17 protein-coding genes are annotated in these 24053 nt (G+C 45.4%); 6 read left to right on the top strand and 11 right to left on the bottom strand.

Going from position 1 to position 24053, the window contains the following annotated elements; genetic code table 11:
* Positions 1 to 376: 376 nt before the first annotated feature.
* The gene (locus AB6E52_RS17860) at positions 377 to 1186 is read left to right on the top strand and encodes a DUF2326 domain-containing protein (RefSeq protein ID WP_372189968.1); all 810 of its coding nucleotides are present in this window, start codon (positions 377 to 379) and stop codon (positions 1184 to 1186) included.
* A gap of 293 nt (positions 1187 to 1479) precedes the next feature.
* On the opposite strand, the gene pheT is transcribed toward AB6E52_RS17860, so the two are convergent.
* The 7 genes from pheT to AB6E52_RS17895 form a co-directional block, all read right to left on the bottom strand.
* Complete coding sequence (gene pheT / locus AB6E52_RS17865; RefSeq protein WP_102321033.1) at positions 1480 to 3867, bottom strand: phenylalanine--tRNA ligase subunit beta; 2388 nt, start codon at positions 3865 to 3867, stop codon at positions 1480 to 1482.
* 18 nt (positions 3868 to 3885) lie between these two features.
* Entirely contained in the window at positions 3886 to 4869 is a 984-nt protein-coding gene (gene pheS, locus AB6E52_RS17870) for a phenylalanine--tRNA ligase subunit alpha (RefSeq protein ID WP_004734764.1), read from the bottom strand.
* Positions 4870 to 5087: 218 nt separating this feature from the next.
* Entirely contained in the window at positions 5088 to 6197 is a 1110-nt protein-coding gene (locus AB6E52_RS17875; RefSeq protein WP_029235308.1) for a GGDEF domain-containing protein, read from the bottom strand.
* 202 nt (positions 6198 to 6399) lie between these two features.
* A complete protein-coding gene (locus AB6E52_RS17880) occupies positions 6400 to 7608 on the bottom strand; it encodes a hypothetical protein (RefSeq protein ID WP_017060449.1) in 1209 nt (402 codons plus the stop codon).
* Between the two features lie 9 nt (positions 7609 to 7617).
* Positions 7618 to 8424 (bottom strand): outer membrane lipoprotein-sorting protein, encoded by an 807-nt coding sequence (locus tag AB6E52_RS17885; protein WP_017060448.1) that lies wholly within the window; start codon positions 8422 to 8424, stop codon positions 7618 to 7620.
* 44 nt (positions 8425 to 8468) lie between these two features.
* On the bottom strand, positions 8469 to 10931 hold the full coding sequence (locus AB6E52_RS17890; RefSeq protein ID WP_241823402.1) for an RND family transporter: 2463 nt from the start codon (positions 10929 to 10931) through the stop codon (positions 8469 to 8471).
* A 171-nt stretch (positions 10932 to 11102) separates the two neighbouring features.
* Positions 11103 to 11888, bottom strand: a complete 786-nt coding sequence (locus tag AB6E52_RS17895) for a TetR/AcrR family transcriptional regulator (protein WP_004741595.1) — start codon at positions 11886 to 11888, stop codon at positions 11103 to 11105.
* 545 nt (positions 11889 to 12433) lie between these two features.
* Between AB6E52_RS17895 and AB6E52_RS17900 the strand changes: the two genes are divergently transcribed.
* Both AB6E52_RS17900 and AB6E52_RS17905 read left to right on the top strand, forming a co-directional pair.
* Positions 12434 to 13225, top strand: a complete 792-nt coding sequence (locus AB6E52_RS17900) for a hypothetical protein (protein ID WP_102321034.1) — start codon at positions 12434 to 12436, stop codon at positions 13223 to 13225.
* The gene (locus AB6E52_RS17905) at positions 13146 to 13928 is read left to right on the top strand and encodes a hypothetical protein (protein WP_102321035.1); all 783 of its coding nucleotides are present in this window, start codon (positions 13146 to 13148) and stop codon (positions 13926 to 13928) included. Before AB6E52_RS17900 ends, AB6E52_RS17905 begins: the two co-directional genes overlap by 80 nt.
* Positions 13929 to 14083: 155 nt before the next feature.
* On the opposite strand, the gene AB6E52_RS17910 is transcribed toward AB6E52_RS17905, so the two are convergent.
* The 3 genes from AB6E52_RS17910 to AB6E52_RS17920 form a co-directional block, all read right to left on the bottom strand.
* Positions 14084 to 14578 carry an outer membrane beta-barrel protein gene (locus AB6E52_RS17910; RefSeq protein ID WP_017065440.1) on the bottom strand — a complete coding sequence of 165 codons (495 nt, stop codon included), beginning with the start codon at positions 14576 to 14578 and terminating at the stop codon, positions 14084 to 14086.
* Positions 14579 to 14721: 143 nt separating this feature from the next.
* Positions 14722 to 18789, bottom strand: coding sequence for an ATP-dependent RNA helicase HrpA (gene hrpA, locus AB6E52_RS17915; protein WP_102321036.1), 4068 nt, complete (start codon positions 18787 to 18789; stop codon positions 14722 to 14724).
* Positions 18790 to 18987: 198 nt separating this feature from the next.
* On the bottom strand, positions 18988 to 20316 hold the full coding sequence (locus AB6E52_RS17920) for a MipA/OmpV family protein (RefSeq protein ID WP_102321037.1): 1329 nt from the start codon (positions 20314 to 20316) through the stop codon (positions 18988 to 18990).
* Between the two features lie 80 nt (positions 20317 to 20396).
* Between AB6E52_RS17920 and AB6E52_RS17925 the strand changes: the two genes are divergently transcribed.
* The 3 genes from AB6E52_RS17925 (at position 20397) to AB6E52_RS17935 (ending at position 23582) form a co-directional block, all read left to right on the top strand.
* Positions 20397 to 20927 (top strand): hypothetical protein, encoded by a 531-nt coding sequence (locus tag AB6E52_RS17925; RefSeq protein ID WP_102321038.1) that lies wholly within the window; start codon positions 20397 to 20399, stop codon positions 20925 to 20927.
* Positions 20928 to 20951: 24 nt separating this feature from the next.
* A complete protein-coding gene (locus tag AB6E52_RS17930; RefSeq protein WP_102321039.1) occupies positions 20952 to 22979 on the top strand; it encodes a hypothetical protein in 2028 nt (675 codons plus the stop codon).
* Between the two features lie 153 nt (positions 22980 to 23132).
* The gene (locus tag AB6E52_RS17935; RefSeq protein WP_102321040.1) at positions 23133 to 23582 is read left to right on the top strand and encodes a TerB family tellurite resistance protein; all 450 of its coding nucleotides are present in this window, start codon (positions 23133 to 23135) and stop codon (positions 23580 to 23582) included.
* Between the two features lie 33 nt (positions 23583 to 23615).
* Here AB6E52_RS17935 and AB6E52_RS17940 read toward each other — a convergent pair whose 3' ends face one another.
* Positions 23616 to 24053 (bottom strand): hypothetical protein, encoded by a 438-nt coding sequence (locus AB6E52_RS17940; protein ID WP_102321041.1) that lies wholly within the window; start codon positions 24051 to 24053, stop codon positions 23616 to 23618.

A 24053-nucleotide genomic window follows, 5' to 3' on the forward strand; every position in this document is an offset into this window, starting at 1 on the left:
ATCGGGCTAGAGTCTTCTTTGGGTTATAAATCCATCAAAGTATGCTCCCGCCCTGCTCTTAACACAGAGACGGACAGCCTCAAATACTGTTTCTCGAATTAGAAAGCGTCGCGCAGCTCTCAACTCAATTCTTAAAGATCAAAAAATCAAGTCATCTTTAAAAACGAAAAAGCGAGAAGTTGAGTCCCTTGAGTCGAATATTTTATCTATAGATTTTTCTCCGGAACATGACAACCCGATAGAGTTACTACACCAGATCCAAACTCAAGAAGACCTTCTAAACAATGCTGTTTTTGGTGCCACGCTTAAAATAGATAATATTAAAGAAACAGTAAAACAGTTAGATCAGCGTGGTGGCAATTACTTGGTTTCTGAGTTGAAAGCGATTTACGAATTTGCCGGAGTATCTATAGAAAAGGTATCTCGTAGTTTTGAAGAAACGTTAGTTTTTCACGACAACCTGGTCAATAAAAAAAGAAACTATGTCGAATCAGAGTTACCCGAACTAAACCGAAGTCTGGAAGACTTAAAAAACCAGTTAAAAGTGCAACAAAATAGAAAACATGGTGTCTTTGCTGCTATGCGCACTAGAGAAAACATCGATAAAATAACTACAAACATCAAAGAACTAGGCGCGCTAAAAAACGAGCTTGGTAAACTAGAAGGTATGGTTGAGCAACAAGAGTCTGCACAGTCAGGTCTTACTCAAGCAATTGAGTACCTAAACGTCATTTTAGAGCTTATATCTAAACAAATAGATAAAGTGAACGACTTTGAAGCATCTTTTTCTAAGCACTTTGCCGAAATTACTAAGGTAACTCACGATGAAGAATATAGATTCACTCTTAATTTTAATGAAACCGAAGGTACATGTGAACCTCTCATTGAAAATCAAAGTGCGAACCCTGAAGGCGGTAAGAAGAAAGCTGAAGTTATAGCTTTTGATTTTGCTTATATTAAGGCTTGTTATGAGTTGGGGCTAAATCGACCGAGGTTTGTTTTGCACGATATCATTGAAGACATTGATCAGAAGCAAATCGAAGATATTTTCAGGTTAGCGCAAGCCTTACCCGGACAACAGATTGTCTCTGTACTATCAGACAAATTTTCTGAAGATACATACCGGAAATACAGAAACGCTTCAGTTCTGTTGCTCTCCGAAGACAATAAGTTCTTCAACATTTAATCCAGTAAAGCGGGAGGTTAATTGACCCGCTTATTCAATCTATCTGCGCAGGTATATCGCTCGCTGTAAAACGTTTAAAAATAGGATTAACTTCGAAAACCGTAGTGAATAAATGAACTTACCTACTGAGTTAGAGACTTACAATATCCTGACAATCTCTGAAAGCTAATTTAGCCAGATCATTGAAACACAATTGTTCAATTTCAAGTTGGCACCCAATTCTTTCCATGACAAAAAAACAAAAAAAGGCCTCGCAATTGCGAGGCCTTTGGTTTTCTATCTATCAGAAGAGATTAGTCGCGAAGTGCTGCGCCGAATTTCTCTGAGATTGAAGCTACGATAGCATCTACTGAACCAGCGATGTCTGCATCTTCAAGTGTGCGCTCTACAGACTGTAGGCTAAGTGCGATTGCTAGGCTCTTCTTACCTTCTTCAACGCCTTGACCAACGTATACGTCGAACAGTTTAGCGCCTGTTAGGAATTCGCCACCCGCAGCGATACACGCTTCTACGATGTCGCCAGAAGCTACTGCTTCGTCAACAACAACGGCGATATCACGACGGTTTGCAGGGAACTTAGATACTGCTACTGCTTCTGGAAGCACGCGAGTGTTGATAGCTGCCCATTCGATTTCGAATACGATAGTACGGCCGTTAAGACCAAACTTACGCTCTAGTTCTGGGTGAACAGTACCAATGATACCCACTTCTTTACCATCTACTACGATAGCCGCAGTTTGACCTGGGTGAAGTGCTGGGTGCTTAGCTGCTTTGAAGCTGTATGCGATTTCGTTTGCAGAAAGCTCAAGAACGGCTTCTAGGTCACCTTTAAGATCGAAGAAATCTACAGTGTTAGTTGCAATGTCCCAGTGCTCTTCGCCACGAGTACCAGAGATAACGCCCGCAAGCATCATTTCTTGGCGCATGCCGTTTTCAGCCGTTGCTTCAGGGATGAAACGTAGGCCTGATTCGAATAGACGAACGCGAGACTGTTGACGCTTCTGGTTATGAACCACTGTGTTTAAAAGACCTTGGATTAGGCCAAGACGCATTGCTGACATGTCCGCAGAGATTGGGAATGGCAGGATTAGCGGCTCAACACCAGGTACAACAAGTTTTTGCTGTTCTGGTTCTACGAAGCTGTATGTGATTGCTTCGTGGTAGCCACGGTCTACAAGAAGGTCACGAACGCGCTTAAGCGGTTGGTTAGCTTCTTTGTGGTCATTCATTTTAAGTGCCGCTTTAGGCGCTTGGTTTGGAATGTTATCGTAACCGTAGATACGACCTACTTCTTCAATTAGGTCTTGCTCGATTGCGATATCAAAACGCCAAGATGGAGACGTTGCCGTCCAGCCAGCGTCTGTCGTTTCAACGTTACAACCTAGGCGAGTAAGAATTTCCACTACGTCTGTAGATGGGATTTCGTGACCTAGTAGGCTGTCTAGCTTAGCGCGACGTAGAGCAACTACGTTTGCTTTAGGAAGATCAGCTGCAGATTCGCTGCCGTTTACTGGCGCAACTTCACCGCCGCAGATTTCAACTAGAAGCTGTGTTGCACGCTCCATTGCTGCTGCTTGTAGCGTTGAATCAACACCACGTTCGAAACGTAGAGAAGAATCAGTGTGAAGGCCGTAAGCACGTGCGCGACCACGGATGTGATCCGGTGCGAAGAATGCTGCTTCAAGAAGTACGTCTGTTGTTTCAGTAGTAACACCTGAATCTTGACCGCCAAAGATACCAGCGATTGCTAGTGCTTTGTTGTGGTCAGCGATAACAAGCGTATTGCTGTTTAGTTCAGCTTCGTTGCCATCTAGAAGTGTTAGCTTTTCGCCCTGCTCTGCTAGACGAACCACGATACCGCCTTCGATCTTAGCGAGATCAAATGCGTGCATTGGTTGGCCTTGCTCTAGCATCACGTAGTTTGTGATGTCTACAACTGGGTCGATTGAACGGATACCACAACGGCGCAGTTTTTCTTGCATCCAGATTGGAGTGTCCGCTTTCACGTTTACGTTCTTAACCACACGGCCAAGGTAACGTGGACAAGCATCAGCTGCTTTGATTTCAACAGATACTGTGTCTTCAATGCTTGTTGCAACAGTTTCAACTGTTGGCTCTGTAACGTCTGCGCGGTTTAGTACGCCAACTTCACGAGCAAGGCCACGGATGCTGAAGCAGTCTGCGCGGTTTGCTGTTAAGTCTACATCGATAGTTACGTCGTTAAGCTCAAGAAGCTCACGTACGTCCATACCTAGCGTTGTGCCTTCTGGCAGCTCAAGGATGCCGTCAGACTCTACGTCGATACCTAGCTCAGAGAAAGAACAAAGCATGCCGTGCGATGGAACGCCACGTAGTTTTGCTTTCTTGATTTTGAAGTCACCAGGAAGTACTGCGCCAACTGTTGCTACTGCTACAGTTAGGCCAAGACGACAGTTAGATGCACCACATACGATGTCTAACAGCTCTTCTTCGCCGATATCAATTTTAGTTACTTGTAGTTTGTCTGCGTCTGGGTGCTGACCGCACTCAACCACTTTACCTACTTTAACGCCGGTGAATTCACCAGCAACAGGTTCTACATCGTCAACTTCCAAACCAGCCATAGTGATTTGGTGAGCTAGCTCTTCGCTGTTAATTGCAGGTTTAACCCACTCGCGTAGCCAAGATTCACTGAATTTCATAGTTTCGACTGCCCCGGATTACTTGAATTGTTTAAGGAAACGAAGGTCGTTCTCGAAGAACGCACGAAGGTCATTTACGCCGTAACGAAGCATCGTTAGACGCTCTACACCCATACCGAATGCAAAACCAGAGTATTTCTCAGGGTCTATGCCAACAGAGCGAAGTACGTTAGGGTGAACCATGCCACAGCCTAGAACTTCTAGCCATTTGCCATCTTTACGTTTCACGTCAACTTCAGCTGAAGGCTCTGTGAACGGGAAGAATGAAGGACGGAAACGCACTTCAACTTCTTCTTCAAAGAAGTTACAAAGGAAATCGTTAAGAATGCCTTTAAGTTGTGCGAAGTTTACGTTCTCATCAACTAACATACCTTCCACTTGGTGGAACATTGGCGTGTGAGTTTGATCGTAGTCGTTACGGTAAACACGACCCGGAGCAATGAAGCGGAATGGCGGTTTGCCGTTTTCCATCGTACGGATTTGAACACCAGAAGTGTGCGTACGTAGCATTAGATCAGGGTTGAAGAAGAAAGTATCGTGATCAGTACGAGCTGGGTGATCGTCTGCGATGTTTAGTGCATCAAAGTTGTGGAATGCATCTTCGATCTCAGGGCCAGACTCAGTGCTAAAGCCAAGCTCACCAAAGAACTGTTCGATACGCTCAACAGTGCGAGTAACTGGGTGAAGACCACCGTTCTCAATGCGACGACCTGGTAGGCTCACATCGATAGTTTCTTCAGCTAGTTTCGCTTCAAGCTCTGCACGTTGAAGTGCGTCTTTGCGAGCTGCGATCGCTTGTTGAACAGCACCTTTCGCTTTGTTGATCTCTTGACCAGCAGTGCGACGCTCTTCAGGTGGAAGTTTACCTAGGCTTTGTAGTTGAAGAGTTAATTCACCCTTCTTACCTAAATACTGAACTCGCACTTCATCAAGTGCGACTAACGAATCTGCTGTATCAATAGCAGTCGTTGCATTAGCAATGATCTCTTCTAGATGTTGCATCATTTCCTCATCTACCAGTTGGTAGTGTCCGTATCGGATGATTAGTTTTTTTAGATAGCTACACATAGTAATCAAACACGCAACCAATGCCAAATTGAATCGCTAAAAGAACAAGTTATTGCCTAAAAACACGGCAAATTTAACAGGATATTAATGAGGAGTAGGAAGAAGTGGAACAATTACAGGTTCCACTTCTTAATTTGGAAATGACCTGAAGGCTAGATCTGAATAGAACAAACGCTGTTTTTGCCTGCGTTTTTCGCTAAATAGACGGACTCATCGGCGGCTTTAATCAATTCGTTCATGGTTTCGAATTCTTGGGTCATTTCAGCGACACCGACACTAATACTGCCAATCCAAACTTGATGACTGGTTTCAACCTCTAATTCAGACACTTTCTGTCGAGCGGTTTCCGCGATGTACATCCCACCTTTAAGGTCGGTGTTTGGGCAAATAACCAAGAACTCATCGCCACCTAACCGGCAAACAATATCATCATTACGGAACGTGTTTTTCAGTTCACGCGAGAGGGTTTGTAGCACCAAGTCGCCTGCATCATGGCCGCTGGTGTCATTAATGCGCTTGAAGTGGTCGGCATCAATCATAATACACACTAAAGGCATGCCCAGTTCTTTGGAGTCTTGCCAATGCAGCGCTAACTGTTTAAAAGCACTACGACGGTTATGCAAATTAGTAAGAGAGTCGGTTAATGACAGTTCTTCAAGTCTCTTATTCGCTCGTTTTAATTCTGCCGTACGTTCCTCAACTTTATCTTCGAGTAACTGGTTGAAGCGTAACAACTGTTTGTTTCGTTCAGAGACTTGTTCAAACAGGCCGTTAAGCGCAGCCAATAGCGGGACAGTCGCAGAATCTTGCTGCTTTTCTTCCGCTTCAAAGGCTTGCAGAGGTGTCGCGCCCTCTTCTATCGCGGTCATTTGTCGCGCCATGTTTTGGTCGATGCCGAGGATGTGGTAAGCAAGCCAGTGGATCAATAAATCAAGTAACTGCCGTGCTGACGACTGATCTTCTTCCATGATGAAAGCTTGCATACTGTAGATATCTTGCATAAATACACGATGCACTTTGATATGCTCTTCAATGTGTCGCTCATACACACCGCAATCTCTCATCAAAGATTCTTCTTCTTTAAAGTGAAATTCGGCATAGCATGTGAGATCGAGTAAAGCGACGTTTATGTCGTCGATAGAGATAGTGTTCTCTGACAACAGATTTCCGTAGTGGTTGATAATACCAACAAGATATTGATGCTGTTCATCTACAACACCAATGCCTGTTTCAAAGTTTTTATCCCAATTAAATGAATTCATAAATCCCTTAAGGCCGATACCACCAGCACGATTTACATGCATATTCGGAGGTTATAGATACTGAAAAAATATAACCATTTTACCTGTAGGTTTATTCGATTGTTTGATCCACTTTATAAAAAGACGACTTTGAACATTCTAAATATGGCTCATCTTAAATTTGAGACGTCCCCCCCAACAGGAACGCCCCACGAAGCTAACATTAGAAATAATATTCCAACGCCATCTCAACAAAGTCATCCTTGCGTGCGAAGAACAACAAGTCCTCTGGGGTTTCGTTCTCAAACAACCAAGCATTCAGTCGCCACTTGAGATTGTTGTTAATACGGCTCGATGCCTCTAGCTTGGCACTGTAGACATCACTGTTATCTAAGTCTTGAGTGATACCAGTAAGCACTTCGGTGCCGTCTTCATCGTTCAAAGCGAAACGTGCCCCAAGGAACACATCATTTTGGCCGATGGTTTGGGCATTGTTGCCTCGGCTGTCATACAGGTATTCAGCGATGAAGCCGATGTCCCAGTACGATTCAAGCGCCCCTACCCAAGTGTATTCAAAGCCTGTCGCCACGCCGGTATGGTTGTCGTAGCTGTCGCGATAAATGCTTTCCAGCTTCCATAACCAGTCACCGATAATGCCTTGAACATCCAATCCGAAGTGTTGCATTTGGGCGTAGTATGGCTTGAGTTGATTGCCTTCCACACGGTAATAAGGGTCGCGGTTTGTGCCGCCTAAGTAGCTTAAACCGACATCCCAATCACCGTACATTTGGCTGTAACGCAATGCCACATCAACGTGTTTTTCTTCTCGTGAAGATTCGTAAAGCGCATCGTCCGATACTGGCACGGTTGGCCTTAATCGACCGTCTTCGCCTGCGAAGGTACGTTCACGAAAATACGGCAGTAACATGGCGTCTATGGTGCCCCACTCTTTTATCGAGGTGAAGTGCACCATAGGCTGACCTAACTTGGATTCGCCATCGACCGATTCAATGGCATCGGTCTGGTTTACCACATCCACTAAATGCGCCGATTCAGTTACGCCCCAAAATACCTTTCCAACACCCGCTCGCAGTTCGTAATCATCCCAATAGGTTAAATACAAGGCTTCGCGAATATCACCATGAGTTCGTTCATCGTCTTCACTGTCTAGGCGATAAAACGGGGTGAAGGTAATGCTGCCGTTGCCCTCTTGTTGCTCCCAGTAAAACTCTGGCTGCAACACCAGTGAGCTTTGTCCTTTGTCTTGCCCTTGTAAGCCGTCGCTAAAGAACTGCCTATGTTCAAGGTTAACCTGCCCTGCGATATCAGGACTAAAGCCTGCCGCCACACAAGGCAACGACACCTGCATAAGCCCGACGGTCGCCGCCAAGGTTAAGGATAATTGGGTTCCTGTTGCCACAATCCTTTTCATATTCCTGCCTTATTTCGCACGTTTTAGTGTGTTCTTTTGGAAATCCTTGTCTTTAAGACCGGTCTGGAACACTAAATCTGTCGTGGTTAATACGGTGCTTTTGCCTGTTTGATGGTTTTGCATCGCCATGGTGTGTGCGCGCCAGTATTGGTTTAGGTACTGTTTGTAATCTTGGAACGATAGAGTTTTAAGCAGTGCGCCTTTGCGGTCGTAAAACTCGACTTTCATTGGGCGGTAGTGCTGTTGGTCTAGCCATACCTTTTGCATGGTGTAGCCTGAGTTTTTATCGGTCGGTACTTGCTCTAAAACAAAGGTGTCTACGCCTTCCAGTTTCGCGTCTTCAATGTAGTTGAAGGTGTACTTTTCAAGTTCAAACGAGCTTAAGTCCTCATACGCAAATTCACTACCCATAAACGGGCCAGATTTGTTGCGTGAAGAGATGCGTTTTACACGCTTGAGTGCAGGAAGATACAACCACTGGTCATCGGATTTGGTGATGTGCGAATGGTTTAGGAAAGCCGTGCCTTTTACGTCGCGTGGTTCATCAAAAATGGTTAAGCCTTTGTCGCCATCGTCATCGACTTCCAAAGATTTCAATCGCATCAGACGTGTACTGCTTTCGCCCTGCTTGTTGCGAAGTAGCATTTCCATGGTTGCGACAGAATCGCCCCACCCGACATCGACCGCTTTACGTTGCTCGGCAATTTCTAAGCCTTTCGCAGGGTCTGCTAACGCTGGGAAAGCGGCGAATGTGCTCAGTGCCAACGAGCTAACAGTAAGTAATGTAGTAGCGAATGTTTGTTTAACGCTTTTCATAAATATCTCCTTGAGTCAGCCCACCGCAGCAGGCCGACGTTTCCTTATTTGGTCGAAGTAGTCAGTTCGGCTGTCGATCTAGGCTGCGACTTGGTATCTGGCTTTGATTCGTGCTGAGTTTTAGCTGAATAGTGGGTCTGTTTGTCGAAGATCATCAGTAAGCTTGGTAGCAAGATGAAATCGACCACCAGCGCAATGAAAATCACAATCGCGCTGAGTAAGCCCATGTCGGAGTTGAGTCTGAAGCTCGACATCGCCAGTACAGAGAAACCGGCCACTAGCACAACAGTGGTGATCCACAAAGCGCGACCTACGGTGTGGAAAGCGTATCGAACCGCTTCTTCTGCTGATTTCCCTTCGATTCTTGCGCGCTGGTATTTACTCAAGAAGTGCACCGCATCATCAACCACGATACCCAACGTGAGCGTGACCACGACTGACAAACCGAGGTTGATTTCACCTGAGATAAGCGCCCATAAACCAAAGCCAATGATCGCAGGCGCAATGTTGGGCACTAGGCTGATCATGCCTAAGCGAACCGAGCGCAATGCAAAGATCATCAAGCCAGAGATAAGCACTAGGGTGATAGGCAAAGTTGATAGCATGCTCGCCATGTTGGTTTCGCCAATATGAGCAAACATCAGTGACGGGCTCGAAGCCACCACTTCATATTGCGGTGCATTGGCTGCAAACCATGAGTAAATGCGCTCTTCGAGTTCGACTAGCTCAACGCTGCCAAGGTTATCGACGGTGAGTACCATTTTGATCGATGATTTATCGACGTTGATCTGGTTGTTCAAGTCCAAGCCGTACGGCAGAGACATTTCGTAAAGCAGCAGATATTGCGCGGCAAGTTCACGGTTCAGCGGTAGCTTGTAGTAGCTGTCGTCGTCGGCATGCATATTCTTGTTCAAACGCATATAAACATCAGAAAGCGTTGCCACATGGTCAGTTTCTGGTTGAACGCGTAGCCACTTAGTAAAGTCACCAATTGCTTGCAAGAACACAGGATCAGCAATCGCTTGAGACTCGTTAGTTTTCACTGCGATACTGAGGGTTGTCATGCCGCTTACGGTCTCTTCCATGAAGTCAGCCGCTTGTCTGAATTCACTTGAGGTATCGAAATACTTCACCGATTCATCGTTGACTTTGTTGAGCGGAATTAACGCGGCAGCGCCAACAATCACTAGCGTAGAAATCGGCAGCAGTGCTTTACGGTTAGTTACGACAAAATCGCCCAGCTTATCCATGAAGGTGACTTTGTCTGCCGCCTTAGGGTTGGCAGGTAGACGTTTGACTGGCAGCAGTTTTAGCAACGCTGGCAACATAGTCACAGACAAGAAGCACGCAATAAGTACACCCAGTGCCGATAAGTTACCGAAATCACGCAGCACTGGTGAGTCCGACATGTTCATCATCAAGAAACCAATCGCGGTGGTCACTGAGGTAATCAAAATCGGCATCGCATTAAGCTTGATGCTGTATTGAATAGCTTGTGCTTTCTCCATACCGCGCTGCATCGCTTGTCTCATGGTCACAATCACGTGAACACAATCAGCCACCGCCAAAGTTAAAACCAAGGTTGGCACATTCACGGTTGCGGTACTCAAGAACATCCCTGCCCAACCAGACAATCCCATGGTGGCAACAATCGAAGAGATGATCACAATGAGCGTCGCCACCACACTAAAGAACGAGCGCAGCATAAAGGTCAGGAACACCAGTACCACCAACAGCATTAAGGGAACGAGCGTTGAGCTATCTTCTTGAGCCGAAGTCATAAATGCGTTGTTCATGGCTATGATGCCCGCTTTATGGAATTCGACATTAGGATACTGAGCTTGGTACTTGCCGATCATGGTATTGATTGCCGCAATCACCTCTTGCACTTCTGCGGTTTTGTCCACTTCTGGCAGTTGCACGGTGACGTTCACAATCGTCACATCGCCAGAGGCCGACACCAAGGCATTCTTAAGCAACGGCTCGTTAAGGGCGATCTGTTTTACTTTGGCGATGCGTTCTGGTGTGTGTTCGTACTCTTCATACAGCAAGTCTTCTACCAAAAGATCATCTTCAATGGCTTCGGTGTGCTGATAATTAGCAAGGGAATCGACACGGCTTGAATACGGGATCTGCCACGCATCAACCGTGAGATTTTGAATCAGGGTGAGAGTTTCAGGGGTGAAGACATTGCCATCTTCAGGTGCGACAACAATCGCAAGGTTGTCGGTTTTTGCAAAGGTGGTTTGGATTTCATCGAACGCCATCAACTGCTTGTTGGTGCCTTCGAAGAAGATGTTGTAGTCCCCTCTAAAGTAGAGGTTCTTAGCCCCTAATGCAGAGAGAATGATGATTGAAAACACCACCAGCAGAACGATAAACGAACGCTTGGTAGGTATTGAGTGCCAACTGTTTAGATCTGTGTTTGCGCTATCAGCATTAGGGTTATCTCGGTTTTGCTGATCGAACGTGGGCTTCTGGCTGTCATGTTTCATCACAGTCTCCATTTGTGACGATTCGTCATATTTGTGTCATAAAAAGCCAGCCGAAACTGACAAAAGACACAATGCTTAGTCAAACACTCAAGAAAACAGCAACCACAGTCGGTCAGTCTCAAGTTTGTGACGAATCGTCAAAAATGGTTATTAATAAACCCACATGTGTGGGCTTAACGGAAGCTATCGACCTACAGACTCTAAGTAAGCGATCTCTTCACTGAACAGTTCTTGTTCTACACGACGCCAAGTTTTGCGGTAATCCCAGTCACTAGAAAGGGGCTGCCAATTTAGGCCGTCTAGAATCATGTTCGCGTTGTGTAATACTGAATACGGGTCTTGTAACCGCTTAATACAATGACTGTTTGATGCGTTCTGTGACAAGGCATTTGAACCAAATGCGATTGACCAGTTAGCAAAAACGATGGCATCTGAGCCAACGCCAGAAGAGAACTTTAGGTCACCCGCTTCTACCGCTTGGTTAACCATAGAGTCGCATTGTTCAATCACCAACTCTTCCAGTTCATTCATCTCGGCGACGCGTGCACTAGACGCTTTCTCTAGTACCCACGGGCTTTTAGCCATGATCGCACAGGTTGATAGTACCGGTTCCATGCGAGCATAGATTCGGTAAGCAACGTGCAATGCGACGATCTTTTCACGTGTGTTGCCTTCAAACTCTCCAGAGCGAGCAAACATCATTGCTTCTGTCTTGAGAGAGTGAATACACAACGCTAAAACGACGTCTTCTTTGCTGCAAAAGTGATTGTATATCGTACCTTTAGAATAAGAGCTCGCTGCCGTTAGCTTGTCCATCGTGAGGTTTCCGAACCCTTGTTCTCGAACCAGATCTTTTGCTAACAACATCAACTCTACTTCTCGGTCTGCAATAGACTGCTGCTTTTTAGACAACACGCCTTTGCAACCAAAGATACCTTGTTTATCGCCTTTACAACCAAAGCCAAACATAATTTTTTAGTCCGTATATGAGCTTAGCCGTTATCTAAGCTTCGCCAGTATTTAAAACACTCCTATCCAATATATTAACACGAATAGTAAATTCATGTAGTTAACCATTTTGTGACGCTTCGTCATTTCTGACTTATCGTCATAATAGCGCAAGTATTGGTCATATCAAGGGGTTTTATAAATTAAATACATTTTGTGAATGGAAAGAGAATAAATGGGATATAGCTAAGAAAATCATCAATAGTTGACCTAAAGAGAAGACTTTAAAATAAGACCTGTATTGTGACCAACAGAATGTGGACGCGAATTGGGCATTCTTAACCTAACAAAGAATGTCGGCACTTTAAGCTGCTATGCGTATTCATGCCCAATGATTCCTAGCTTAAACCACAAGAATGAATGACTGTAGGCTTACTTTATGGGGCAGACGTCTCCTTATGGTCAATATTTGGCTTACTAATGCCGTTTTCTGTTAAGTTGCTATAAATTCGGTAAGGGGTGACTTACAATAGTGACAACGACTTACCTTTTTTGAGAACACGATATTGAGCGCCAAATATTCTTATTTAGCTTGGCAAGTGAATACTTCTAGCCCTGCAGAAAAGCTGGTTTTATTGATGCTTGCAGACGGTGCTGACGAATTCGGCTACACCAATGTGTGCCTACAAACAGCAGGTCAACTTTGTGCTCTCTCTACGTTTGGTTTAGCCGACTGTCTTAAGTGTTTAGTCGACCAAGGTTTTCTCGATAAGGTAAAAGTAGATTATCGGGATAAAAAAGAGATTCACGTTTTCAAAATGCTCATTGAGCAAGAGCAAACTGCGGCGCACGTTGAGGTTCAACCGACCAATAGTATTCCGGTCTACTCTACGGCACCTGCACCTGCACCTGCACCTGCACCTGCACCTGCACCTAAGTTTCAGCCTGCTCCGGCACCAATGCAACACATGCAGCAGGCCCCTCGCCCACAAGGTCGAGGCTCAATGAACAGCAACACCGTCTCTACTCATGATCTCAACGAAGAAGAGATACCATCATGGGCAGAACGTGCGTTTAAATTCTCCGGTTTGACCGGTGACCATAGTTTAGTATGGAAGAAATTTGTCCTCTGGTATAAAGCCAAAGCCAATGAATTAATGCCATTATCTCGGATTGAATCCAAGCTGCAGTACTGGCTAGTTAACGAGAAGCAAAATGAAAGACAACAACAGCAGAAGACCTCTCAATATTCAGGAAATGCAGGACAAGCTCAAGGAAATGGGTATAGACAAAAGCTTAGCCCATCTGAACGCTTCAGGCAGCAGCTCATTCAAAAAGGCAAAAAGCCAACCTTCTGAGCCAGCTCAACCTGTTGTACCTGACGCTACAGGTCCATTAGTACCTGAAGTGATTGAAGCGCAAAGTACCGAAGTGAAAGTAGCGGCTGCACAAGCTGCGGATTCTGGTGCGTCTCAACAAGTACCTGTTGTTGATCAAGATCCTGCAGAGCTGGAACTAACCGATTGGTGTATCCATGTATTTGGTTCTTTCTTAAGCGTGTACGAAACACAATGGGAATACCAATACGGGAGCGAGCCGAGCGGTAAGTTTATTGAATTTGCTAACTCAGTCGATTCAGACGGCCTTAACCGCGTGCTAATGCACTGTCATGAACGTATTCAACTTGGCAACAGTTGGCCGCCGCAAATGGGTGAGCTTTGGATCCTGAAAGATTCTTTGACTGAAGAGGAGTTGTTGGATAGCCGTATTCGAGTGTTGTCACGCTCTGCAGATAATAAGATTGAACAATGGTTAATCCAGAATAAACTGTACGATTTAAAGCGCACGGCTGAAAACAAACTCGATGGCCTGTTCAAGAAGTATTACTTGGAAGCGAAACGTTTAGATGAGAAAGGCATGCTTGAAACTGAGTTACCAGAATTCCTTCTTGCCGCTAACTCTGTAAAGAACCTGAACGATTTAAAACGTGAAGAGTACGAAAGTAAACACGGTAAAGCGATTAACCCAAGAATTCAGCGTATTCTGAACAGTAAAAAGTAACCATCCGCTTGCTATCTGTTATAAGAAAACAGAGTAGCGATTACACGGTTAACAGATACAAAAATGCCAGCTATCAAGCTGGCATTTTTTACGAATTCTTACGAACTCTACAAATATCCGTGACCAACGGTACGTCTGTCACTAACTGCAAGTAATTACAGTAGGTGGATAGTTGCGTTTAGCGTGAATACGCCAGAGTCGTCATCTTTCATTTTGAAGTTTTGGTAGCTAGCGCCTACAGATAGTGGACCAAAGATGAAGTATTCAGCGCCTACACCGTACATGATATCAACATCGTCTTGCTTGAAGCCATCAGCTTTAAGCTCGTAAGAGTGAAGACCACCCTTCGCGTATACGTGAAGAGGACCAAAATCGATGCTTGGTTTAATCGCTAGGTAAGCAGTGCTTGCGTCTAAATTCTTAAGATCGCGGTTGCCGTAATTAACGCTGCCGAAAGAACCTAGATCCCAGTAACCCGCTTCAACACCGATTAGTGGAAGGATACCTGTACCTACGTGGATGCCCACCGCGTTTTCATCTTCACCAGCGAATGAGTTTTGACCACCCATTACACCGCCGTACAACCAAGAATCAGCCATTGCTGTTGAAGATGCACCTAGTAGTGCTAGTGCCAATAACGTTTTTTTCATATTCGACCTTTTTCGTCCTAGTGGCAGGCCTTGAGTGGTAATAAATTGCCACCAAGTCGCCCTGTATGTAATAACTATTCAATTAGTAATGCAATAAGCAAGATTTATACCCAAACCTTGCCATTGCGTCTAGCTTTATTCCTTTAGCAAGCATCAATCGCGTTTTTAACACGCTTATCTGATACTGGGTAAGGCGTACCGAGCTGCTGTGCGAAGAAGCTTACACGAAGCTCTTCTATCATCCAACGCACCTCTTTTACATTTTCTGGAACCGCGATCCCTTTTGGAATTTTATTCAGCAGTTCTTTGTAATCATTCATTACTGACTCAACTTTGATCATGTGAAGACGATCTTTGTTCGGGTCAATTGGCAGTTTTTCCATGCGGCGTTCAATCGCTCTCATATAGCGTAGAATATCCGGCAAGCGTTTCCACCCACATTCTGTGGCAAAACCCTTAAAAATCAAACCTTCTACTTGAGCTTTTATGTCAGAAAGTGCGAATGCCATAGAAAGATCCACGCGTCCTTTCAGCTTTTTACTGATGCTGAATGCCGTGGTTAGGATGGTTTCAACCTGTTGAGCAATCTCTACTACGGTATCACCCAGCTCTGCACGTACGTGTTCTTTCAGAGCTTCAAACTGCTCTGGTTCCCAAACCAAACCGCCCTTCTCTTCAATCAGCTTATCAATACCACAAGCGATACAGTCATCGATAAGATCGAGTACCTGTCCGTATGGGTTGAAGTACAAGCCAAGTTTCGATTTGTTCGGCAGGTTCGAGTGCAAGTATTTGATCGGTGATGGCACGTTCAACAAGATTAAACGACGCTGACCCGATTTCATTGCCGAGATTTGCTCTTGCTCGGTTTCGAACAGTTTGATCTCTACGCTGTCTTTGGTATCCACCAGCGCAGGGAAGGCTTTAACATCGTAGCCACCACGTTTCTGTTGGTAGACTTTTGGTAATTCACCAAAGCTCCACGTGTGCAGGTTCTGCTGCTCGATATCGTCGTCTGCCACTTTAGAAAGCGTTTCTTGAACCTTGTCTTTCAGGCTCTCTTTCAACTCATGCAGATCTTTCTGTTCTTTCAGCTTACGCTTGCGATGATCTACAGCGCGGAATGTTACCTTTAAGTGCTCTGGAATCTGGTCTAACTTCCAGTCATCACGTACCACTTCCACACCCGTCATGCGGCGTAGCTCTTTCTCAAGAGAATCCAGTAACGGTGCTTCAAGCGGTGTCACACGTGCCAAGAATGCATCTGCGTAGTTTGGCGCAGGTACAAAGTTACGGCGTAGCGTTTTAGGTAACGACTTAATCAAGCTAATTACTAGCTCTTGACGTAGACCCGGGATCTGCCAATCAAAACCGTTTTGGTCAATTTGGTTCAAGATAGGCAGCGGAATGTGTACCGTTACACCATCGTTGTCGTCACCCGGCTCAAATTGGTAGCTCAGTTTCAACTTAATACCGTTTTGGTGCCAGAAGTTCGGATAATCCAAATCAGTAACGTGGCTAGCATCGCCTCGGAACAGCATCGACTTTTCAAAGTTAAGCAGCTCAGGAGTTTTCTGACTGGTCTTCTTCCACCACGTATCAAAATGACGGCCTGACACTGCCTCTTCGCCAACACGTTGATCATAGAAGTCGAACAGTTCATCATCATCGATCAAGATGTCGCGACGACGCGATTTATGCTCTAGCTCTTCGACTTCTTGTAGAAGCTTACGGTTCTGCTTGAAGAAAGCGTGTTTGGTTTCCCACTCACCTTCTACTAATGCACTACGTACAAACAACTCACGGCTGACGGTGGCATCAATCGCGCCGTAGTTCACAAGGCGCTTAGGTACGATTGGGATTCCGTAAAGCATCACTTTTTCGTGTGCCATTACCGCTGCTTGTTTCTTCGACCAATGTGGTTCGCTGTAACTGCGTTTAATCAGGTGTTTCGCTAGCGGTTCAATCCATTCAGGTTGAATCTTCGCGATAACACGGCCCCAAAGTTTTGAGGTTTCTACCAGCTCCGCAGACATGATCCACTTAGGCTGTTTCTTAAATAGGCCAGACGCAGGGAAGATGTGGAAGCGTGCATTACGTGCACCTTGATACTCATTCTTCTCTTGGTCTTTCATACCGATGTGCGAAAGCAGACCTGATAGCAGTGACATGTGAATGCCATCGTAGCTGCCCGGTTCTGTATTCAACTTAGTATCTAGCTCACGCATTGCTTGGTGAATTTGGAAGTACACATCTTGCCATTCACGGATACGTAAATAGTTGAGGTAATCTTGCTTACACTGTTTGCGGAACTGGTTACTCGACAATGCTTTTTGCTGCTGCTTGATGTAATCCCATAAGTTCACAAACGTGATGAAGTCAGACTCTTTATCGAAGAAACGCTTGTGCTTGTCATCAGACGATTGTTGCTTATCTGATGGACGCTCACGCGGATCTTGAATCGACAACGCAGACGCGATCACCATCACTTCGTGTAGGCATCGGTTACGTGGCGCTTCAATTACCATACGCGCTAAACGTGGATCGATAGGCAGTTTTGCCAGCTTACGACCAATCGCGGTTAGCTTCTTCTTGTCGTCGCCGTGGTTCTTGTTTTTGTTCGCTGACGGTTCAACGGTGGCGATCGCACCAAGCTCTTCAAGCAGCCTTACACCGTCTTGAATGTTGCGCTTATCGGGCGCTTCAACAAATGGGAACGCTTGAATATCGCCTAGGCCTAGCGCTGTCATCTGAAGGATAACCGATGCTAGGTTAGTACGAAGAATCTCTGGGTCAGTAAACTCTGGGCGTGACTCGAAATCTTCCTCAGAGTACAAACGAATACAGATACCTTCTGCAACACGACCACAACGACCTTTACGCTGGTTTGCACTCGCTTGAGACACTGGCTCAATCGGTAGACGTTGTACTTTAGTACGATAGCTGTAGCGGCTAATACGCGCCGTACCCGGGTCGATAACATACTTGATGCCCGGAACGGTTAACGAGGTTTCTGCCACGTTGGTTGCCAGAACGATGCGTCGACCAGTATGAGACTGGAAGATACGGTTCTGCTCACCCGCCGATAGACGCGCGTAAAGCGGGACAATTTCGGTATCACGAAGGTTGCGTTTACTTAATGCATCTGCGGTATCACGAATTTCTCGCTCACCGTTCATGAAGATCAAGATATCGCCAAGGCCTTCATCACACAGCTCATCAACGGCTTCAAAGATGCCTTCGATTTGGTCGCGGTCTGAATCACTTTCATCACCACCTAATGGGCGGTAACGCGTATCAACTGGGTAAGTACGACCAGACACTTCAATGATCGGTGCATTGTTAAAGTGCTTAGAGAAACGCTCTGGATCGATGGTTGCCGACGTGATGATCACTTTCAGATCAGGACGCTTTGGCAGTAACTCTTTCAGGTAACCCATGATGAAATCGATGTTCAGGCTACGTTCGTGCGCTTCATCGATAATGATGGTGTCGTACTGATTTAAGAAACGGTCGTGTTGAATCTCCGCCAGTAGAATACCGTCGGTCATCAGTTTGATTTGGGTATTGTCAGAAATCTGGTCGTTGAATCGAACCTTATAACCAACGAACTCACCCAGCTGTGTTTCCATCTCTTCAGCAATACGGTTCGCAACCGAACGCGCCGCAAGACGACGGGGCTGAGTGTGACCAATTAAGCCAAAGCGGCCGCGGCCAAGCTCAGAACAGATTTTTGGTAGCTGAGTGGTTTTACCCGAACCCGTTTCACCCGCCACGATAACCACTTGGTTTTCAGCGATGGCTTTCGCGATGTCTTCGCGCTTTTGGCTAACCGGGAGAATTTCTGGGTATTCAATCGTTGGTTTCTGTGCCGCACGCTGAGTTGCCGTCATCATCGACTTAGCAATGTCTAACGCAATCTCATCAAAGACAGCGTGCTTAGCTTGTTCGTTCTTAATTTTGCTCGCACCAGCAATTCGCTTACTCAAACGGAAGCGATCGCGTATCATACATTCGTTGAGCGCTTTACGAAGAGAGGCTGGGCTATTCTGAGATGATTTGTTGTTTGTCGCTGATTGATCAGCTTTTTTGGTATTTGATTGTTCAGCAGACTTTTTCGATGCAGCTTGGTTTGGCTTGGCTTTGCTCTGTGAAGAACTTGGCTGTGCTGCATTCTTGTTGTTATCTGCTTTTTCCGGAGACGAAGTCAAAGCGTGTCCTATTCTTGTACTTATTAAACTCGCGCGATTATATCACAAGTCTCAAACAAAAAAGCCTGACAGCAAAGGGAAAACCTTTAGCTATCAGGCTGATTAATCTCGCTAACACTCGCAGGAGCTATGAAAGCGCGGTCAAATGTAATTCGTACTTAGTCAACTCTGGTTTAAAGCTAACGTTAAAAACTGCGCTTAAAACTCATATTGGAAGTAGACCGTGTTGTAGTTACTGCCGCCTTTGATACGACCATACTGAGAGGATTTTTCAAAGATCGCAGAACGATGATGCAATGAATAACCGAACCATAAGTTGTTCAAGTCATTCTTACCAATCAAGTCGCCAACGTTGACATCGAATGAGAAGTCTAAGTAGTTCAATAGATGGCTTGCGGTGTAACCTTTACGGTCCATCTCAGAGCCTTCGATATAGGTAATCGAATCGATGTAAGACATACCTTCTGCCACACCAACACGCCACTGAGTTGGCCAATCAAAGGTGTAGTACGCCTTGATTGCGATAATGTATTCGGTGCTGCTCGATTGAACGTCTGAACTCCAGTGGTGCGCAATACCTGGGGTTAAATAGATATCCAGTGGCAAACCGAAGATCTCATCGGTTAACGGGTGTCCATAGAAGAACGAGGTCAACTGGTTGTTGTATTCGTCTTTCTCTCGATTGAACTTCATGATGTCGCCAATATTGGATGGCGTTCCCCAGCCGTGTGCGACACGTAAGTACGGCGCATTGCTCAGTTTAGGTTTTGGCGCTTTCTCTTTGTCGTTAAAGAAACCAAAGCCAAGGTACAATTCCCCCTGATAACGGTCTTCAACAATCGAAGAATCGTAAGCGTTATCGTCCAATCGAGTCACACTGGTTGAACCCAATAAGTACAAGTTAGAAACCACATGGTAACGCGTTTCAACACCAACATTTAAGTCAACACCAGCACCAATGGTTTCATTAGATGCGGAGTAATACCCACTGTTGAAATCAGCACTTTTATAACGCAGCGTCGCGCTCGGGTAAAACTCCCAATCTCCAGTTTCATACTTGGCTTTAGCTCGTAAGTTACCGTGGAAGTTGTATTCACTGTCGCTCATTAACTCCGTCTCGACAGACCAAGAATCATCAAGTTGGTAGGTCAGTTGAGCACCAAAGTCCGCCGTATCGCCTTCAATCGCGTTCTGCTCAGATGCAGGAATATCAATAAAGCGCATGCGAGAGATAGCATTGAAAGACCACTTCTCATCGTCAGTTTGATAGAGGTATGCCCCCATCTCAGTACCGTCAATAAACACATAATCGTTCTTGAAAAACAGCATCGGTACGAATGAGCTAACCGATTGGTCGCCACCAGACGTGTCATAAGGGATGCTTGCTGTACGGAACATTGCAGCGATGCCCCACTCTTGCTCTTCAGCGGCCCACGCATTAGCACTTACGAAAATGCCACTTAGGAAAGCGCTACCTAGTAAAACCAATCCAGATGAAGGAAGAGTCGGTAAATATTTGAGCTTCATTCTTGTGTAATTACTCTTTGAAAAAATATTGTGTTACTGATTAGACATTTATTAACCATGACGGCTAACTATTTTTAGGTTTGCTCGGCATTGACCGTTACAATGTAGAATATTCTCGGTTAAATGAAAGTATTGTGAAAGTCTCCGAATTACAAAACATTATAGATCACTTACCCAAAGATTCCGATCCAGATATTGTTATGGGTGAGGCGTGGTTGCCTGAGCGTTTGGTGGATACCAACCTAGACGGTGACATGCTATTTCTTGAATTCGATAATGCCCCTGAAGACAATCAAGGGGATGAAGAAGGCCGTGGCTTTGTTGAGCACGAGATTGCTATGATTCGAGAAAAGCTCGAACTGTTATTAGACGAGCCTTCCGATACCAAGACCAAAGCCGATGCCCTTTTGGCAATATTTCTAATGGGCCATGAACTTTCTAGCTCAGAAGTTATCGAAGTTCTTGAATCAACAGAATCTGAAATGGCAGAGCACGAGATTGCAGAGTTTAAAACAACAGAATCTGACTCAGTAGAACTTGAAGCATCAACGCTTGAAACCACAAAGCCAGACACAAATAAGATCGAAACAAAAGAACACCACGACGACTAGCCACCAACGATTTTAGGTACCGTATTGAAACCCTCTACGACATCATCTCTTCCCCTGTTACTCGCCGGACCCATTTTAAGAAAAACCACCGCGACTGAAGTGGTACTTTGGTTAGCCACCAGCTCGCCTCTTACAGGCAGAGCCGAGCTTCATACTCAAGAAATAGACGATTCTGAAGCAGCACAAGACCAGCCGTTTTATACCTCATCGCTTGAAGAACATGATTCGATTCAAATCGGTACACATGCGTGGATAACGCTAATTCGCTTACAAGGTGAGTTTCCGACTAATACGCTGCTTGAATATGACATTCACACAGAGTCAGGTTCACTAAAAGAGCTCGCCCCTCACCTTGTTTACAACGGTAAATCTCGCGTTGAGTTTAAGATATCGACCTCAGCTGATTACATTCTTCATGGCTCTTGCCGCAACCCGCATCATCCAAGCAAAGACAGCTTAGTTGCAGCCGATAACAAGATGGCCGATCAAACCGTCGCTGAAAGACCCGACATGCTGATGATGAGCGGCGATCAGATCTACGCCGACCATGTGGCAGGCTCAACACTTGATGCTATTCAACAAGTGATTCACCTGCTTGGCCTTGTAGGCGAAAGCTTACCGACTGACTCGCAAATTAAACAAATCAACAACAGTGACGCTCTGTATAACAGTGAATACCACTTATACCAGCGTCATCACTATTTGCCGCACCACACAGCTTCAGAATCGATGATCGATAAGTTATTCCCGAACCGTGGCGTGCCGATTTTTAGCTCTACCGATTGTGAAAACCACTTGGTCACGCTGTCTGAGTTTATCGCGATGTACTTATTGGTTTGGTCTCCGACACTGTGGCAATGCGTCAATCGAGAGCGTTTAATTGAGAATAACTTCACTCAAGGTGGACGCCAATTAACACCGACTGAGCAGCAACAATGGCGTGATGAAAGCGTCATCATGGATGATTTCATTGCTGGCTTACCGCAAGTGCAACGTCTGTTCGCGCATATTCCAACGTACATGATCTTTGATGATCACGATGTGACGGATGATTGGAACCTTACCGTGGGTTGGGAGCATGCCGTCGACCAAAACCAGTTCGCGACCCAAGTCATTGGTAACGGCCTTGCGGCTTACTGGATGTGTCAAGGTTGGGGTAACAAACCGGAGAGCTTCGATGAAACGTTTATCGAGCAAGCAAAACAGCTTTTTGTCGCTCAACCGCTCATTACTAAACAACCGCGCATTAGTAAACAAACTCATAATGAAGCCGGCAATGCAGCGACTACTCACTCTATTGGCAACATCGAGCCAGACAAGCATCAAGCCTTTATTGAGATGCTGAGTCGCTTTGAAGAGTGGCATTACACAATAGATACCTCACCCAAAGTCATTGTGTTGGATACTCGTACGCGTCGTTGGCGTTCAGAGTCACGCATGAACAAGCCTTCAGGTTTAATGGACTGGGAAGCCTTGATTGAGTTTCAACATCAGTTAATGAATCAAGATAAAGTGGTGATCGTTTCTGCTGCACCGATGTTTGGCGTGAAGTTTATTGAAACACTGCAAAAGATGGCGACCACAATCGGCAAGCCATTAGTGATTGACGCTGAAAACTGGATGGCACATCCGGGCAGTGCTAATACGCTGATTAGCATCTTTACACATACCAAAACACCAACCAACTTTGTGGTACTTTCTGGTGACGTTCACTACTCCTTCGCTTATGACATCAAGCTTAGGTATCGTCGCAACAGCCCGAACATCTATCAAATCACCTGCAGTGGTATTAAAAATCAGTTCCCTGCTCCGCTGCTTAAATTCTGCGATGTATGGGACCGCCTGTTATACAGCCCTCGCTCAGTTTTGAACTACTTCACTAAGCGTAAACGCTTGAAGATCGAAAAGCGAAGCCCTGACAATCAGACCTTCTATCGCCTTTCAAACCGCAGTGCGATTGGAGAATTGAGGCTAGACACTGATGGGAAACCGCAATCGATCACGACACTCAGTGGCGACGGTAAAATTACCCGTTTCCCAGAGCCCGATTGATAAAATGCTCCTTATCGCTCGCGTATCCGTAATGTCAGTTTTTAGTAAAGACGCTTGCGATCACACTCTGTAGACCCAATAGTTATGCTTATGGTTATAGTTGATAGCTATCAGCGTTACGGAACTCGATACAAATTTTAACTGGAGCTCGTTATGTTCAATTCTCTCACATCAATGTTTAAACAATTGATTGAAGGCCAGGACCTAAGCAAAAACCAAAGCACATCACCTAATATCGCCATCGCGAGTTTGTTGTGTGAAGTCGCGGGTGCCGACCATCAGATCAATGAATCAGAAAGAGTCGCTAAGCTACAGCTTCTGCAGCGTTTGCTGGATTTAGATGAAGAACAAGCAAAGGTACTGCTCGCGCAAGCAGAGCCGAAAGTAGAGCAATCAGTATCGCTGTATGACTTTACATCGCAACTCAGAGACCTATCTCAGCCAGTGCGAATCGACTTAATCAAAGCGATGTGGGAAGTAGCGCATGCCGACGGGGAAATTGACCCTATCGAAGATTCTGTGATCCGTAAAACAGCGGAGCTGCTCTACGTTGACCACAGTGACTTTATCAAGACTAAGCTGAACGTACTCGGTAAAAGCTAACCAAAGGCTCTCTACTAGCATTAAGCCTCTGTATTAGCGTAAGCGGTCGCCATGCATGATGCCTTTGAGCTCTAACGGCGTGCCCTTCTTAGTGACATAAAGGCCGCGCTGATTCGATACCAACACACTGCGCTTGCCTTGTGTTTGTTGAATGTATAAATGCTTGATATTGAATGTCTGCTTATCTTGGGCCTGATCCTGGTCTAATTGATAAAGGTAGTAATGATTCCCCCAGCGCAAGAACACACCAAACATTTGCTTGGTTTGAGCGACATTCCCATCCATGTCATAGCCAATGTACTGCATTTTGACTCGACCATTTTCCAATCGGAGCGAGATTCTCTCCCACCCGACCATCGGGTATTCTGCGGTGAATTTATAAGTACTTTTGGTTGCGAGCCCAGAAATTAAGCCTACATTTAGAATCACAAAAAGCGTCAACAAGATAGGCATCCAAAACTTACGATTCAT

Source organism: Vibrio sp. 10N.247.311.13 (assembly GCF_041467595.1).
Taxonomy (GTDB): domain Bacteria; phylum Pseudomonadota; class Gammaproteobacteria; order Enterobacterales; family Vibrionaceae; genus Vibrio; species Vibrio crassostreae_C.

What these genes read in the sequence shown, in the direction of transcription:
- AB6E52_RS17940 (WP_102321041.1), bottom strand. Translation starts at nt 24,053, where the DNA reads ATGAATCGTAAGTTTTGGATGCCTATCTTGTTGACGCTTTTTGTGATT.
- AB6E52_RS17875 (WP_029235308.1), bottom strand. Translation starts at nt 6,197, where the DNA reads ATGAATTCATTTAATTGGGATAAAAACTTTGAAACAGGCATTGGTGTT.
- pheT (WP_102321033.1), bottom strand. Translation starts at nt 3,867, where the DNA reads ATGAAATTCAGTGAATCTTGGCTACGCGAGTGGGTTAAACCTGCAATT.
- AB6E52_RS17890 (WP_241823402.1), bottom strand. Translation starts at nt 10,931, where the DNA reads ATGGAGACTGTGATGAAACATGACAGCCAGAAGCCCACGTTCGATCAG.
- AB6E52_RS17885 (WP_017060448.1), bottom strand. Translation starts at nt 8,424, where the DNA reads ATGAAAAGCGTTAAACAAACATTCGCTACTACATTACTTACTGTTAGC.
- AB6E52_RS17910 (WP_017065440.1), bottom strand. Translation starts at nt 14,578, where the DNA reads ATGAAAAAAACGTTATTGGCACTAGCACTACTAGGTGCATCTTCAACA.
- AB6E52_RS17935 (WP_102321040.1), top strand. Translation starts at nt 23,133, where the DNA reads ATGTTCAATTCTCTCACATCAATGTTTAAACAATTGATTGAAGGCCAG.
- AB6E52_RS17920 (WP_102321037.1), bottom strand. Translation starts at nt 20,316, where the DNA reads ATGAAGCTCAAATATTTACCGACTCTTCCTTCATCTGGATTGGTTTTA.
- pheS (WP_004734764.1), bottom strand. Translation starts at nt 4,869, where the DNA reads ATGCAACATCTAGAAGAGATCATTGCTAATGCAACGACTGCTATTGAT.
- AB6E52_RS17880 (WP_017060449.1), bottom strand. Translation starts at nt 7,608, where the DNA reads ATGAAAAGGATTGTGGCAACAGGAACCCAATTATCCTTAACCTTGGCG.
- AB6E52_RS17895 (WP_004741595.1), bottom strand. Translation starts at nt 11,888, where the DNA reads ATGTTTGGCTTTGGTTGTAAAGGCGATAAACAAGGTATCTTTGGTTGC.
- AB6E52_RS17905 (WP_102321035.1), top strand. Translation starts at nt 13,146, where the DNA reads ATGGGTATAGACAAAAGCTTAGCCCATCTGAACGCTTCAGGCAGCAGC.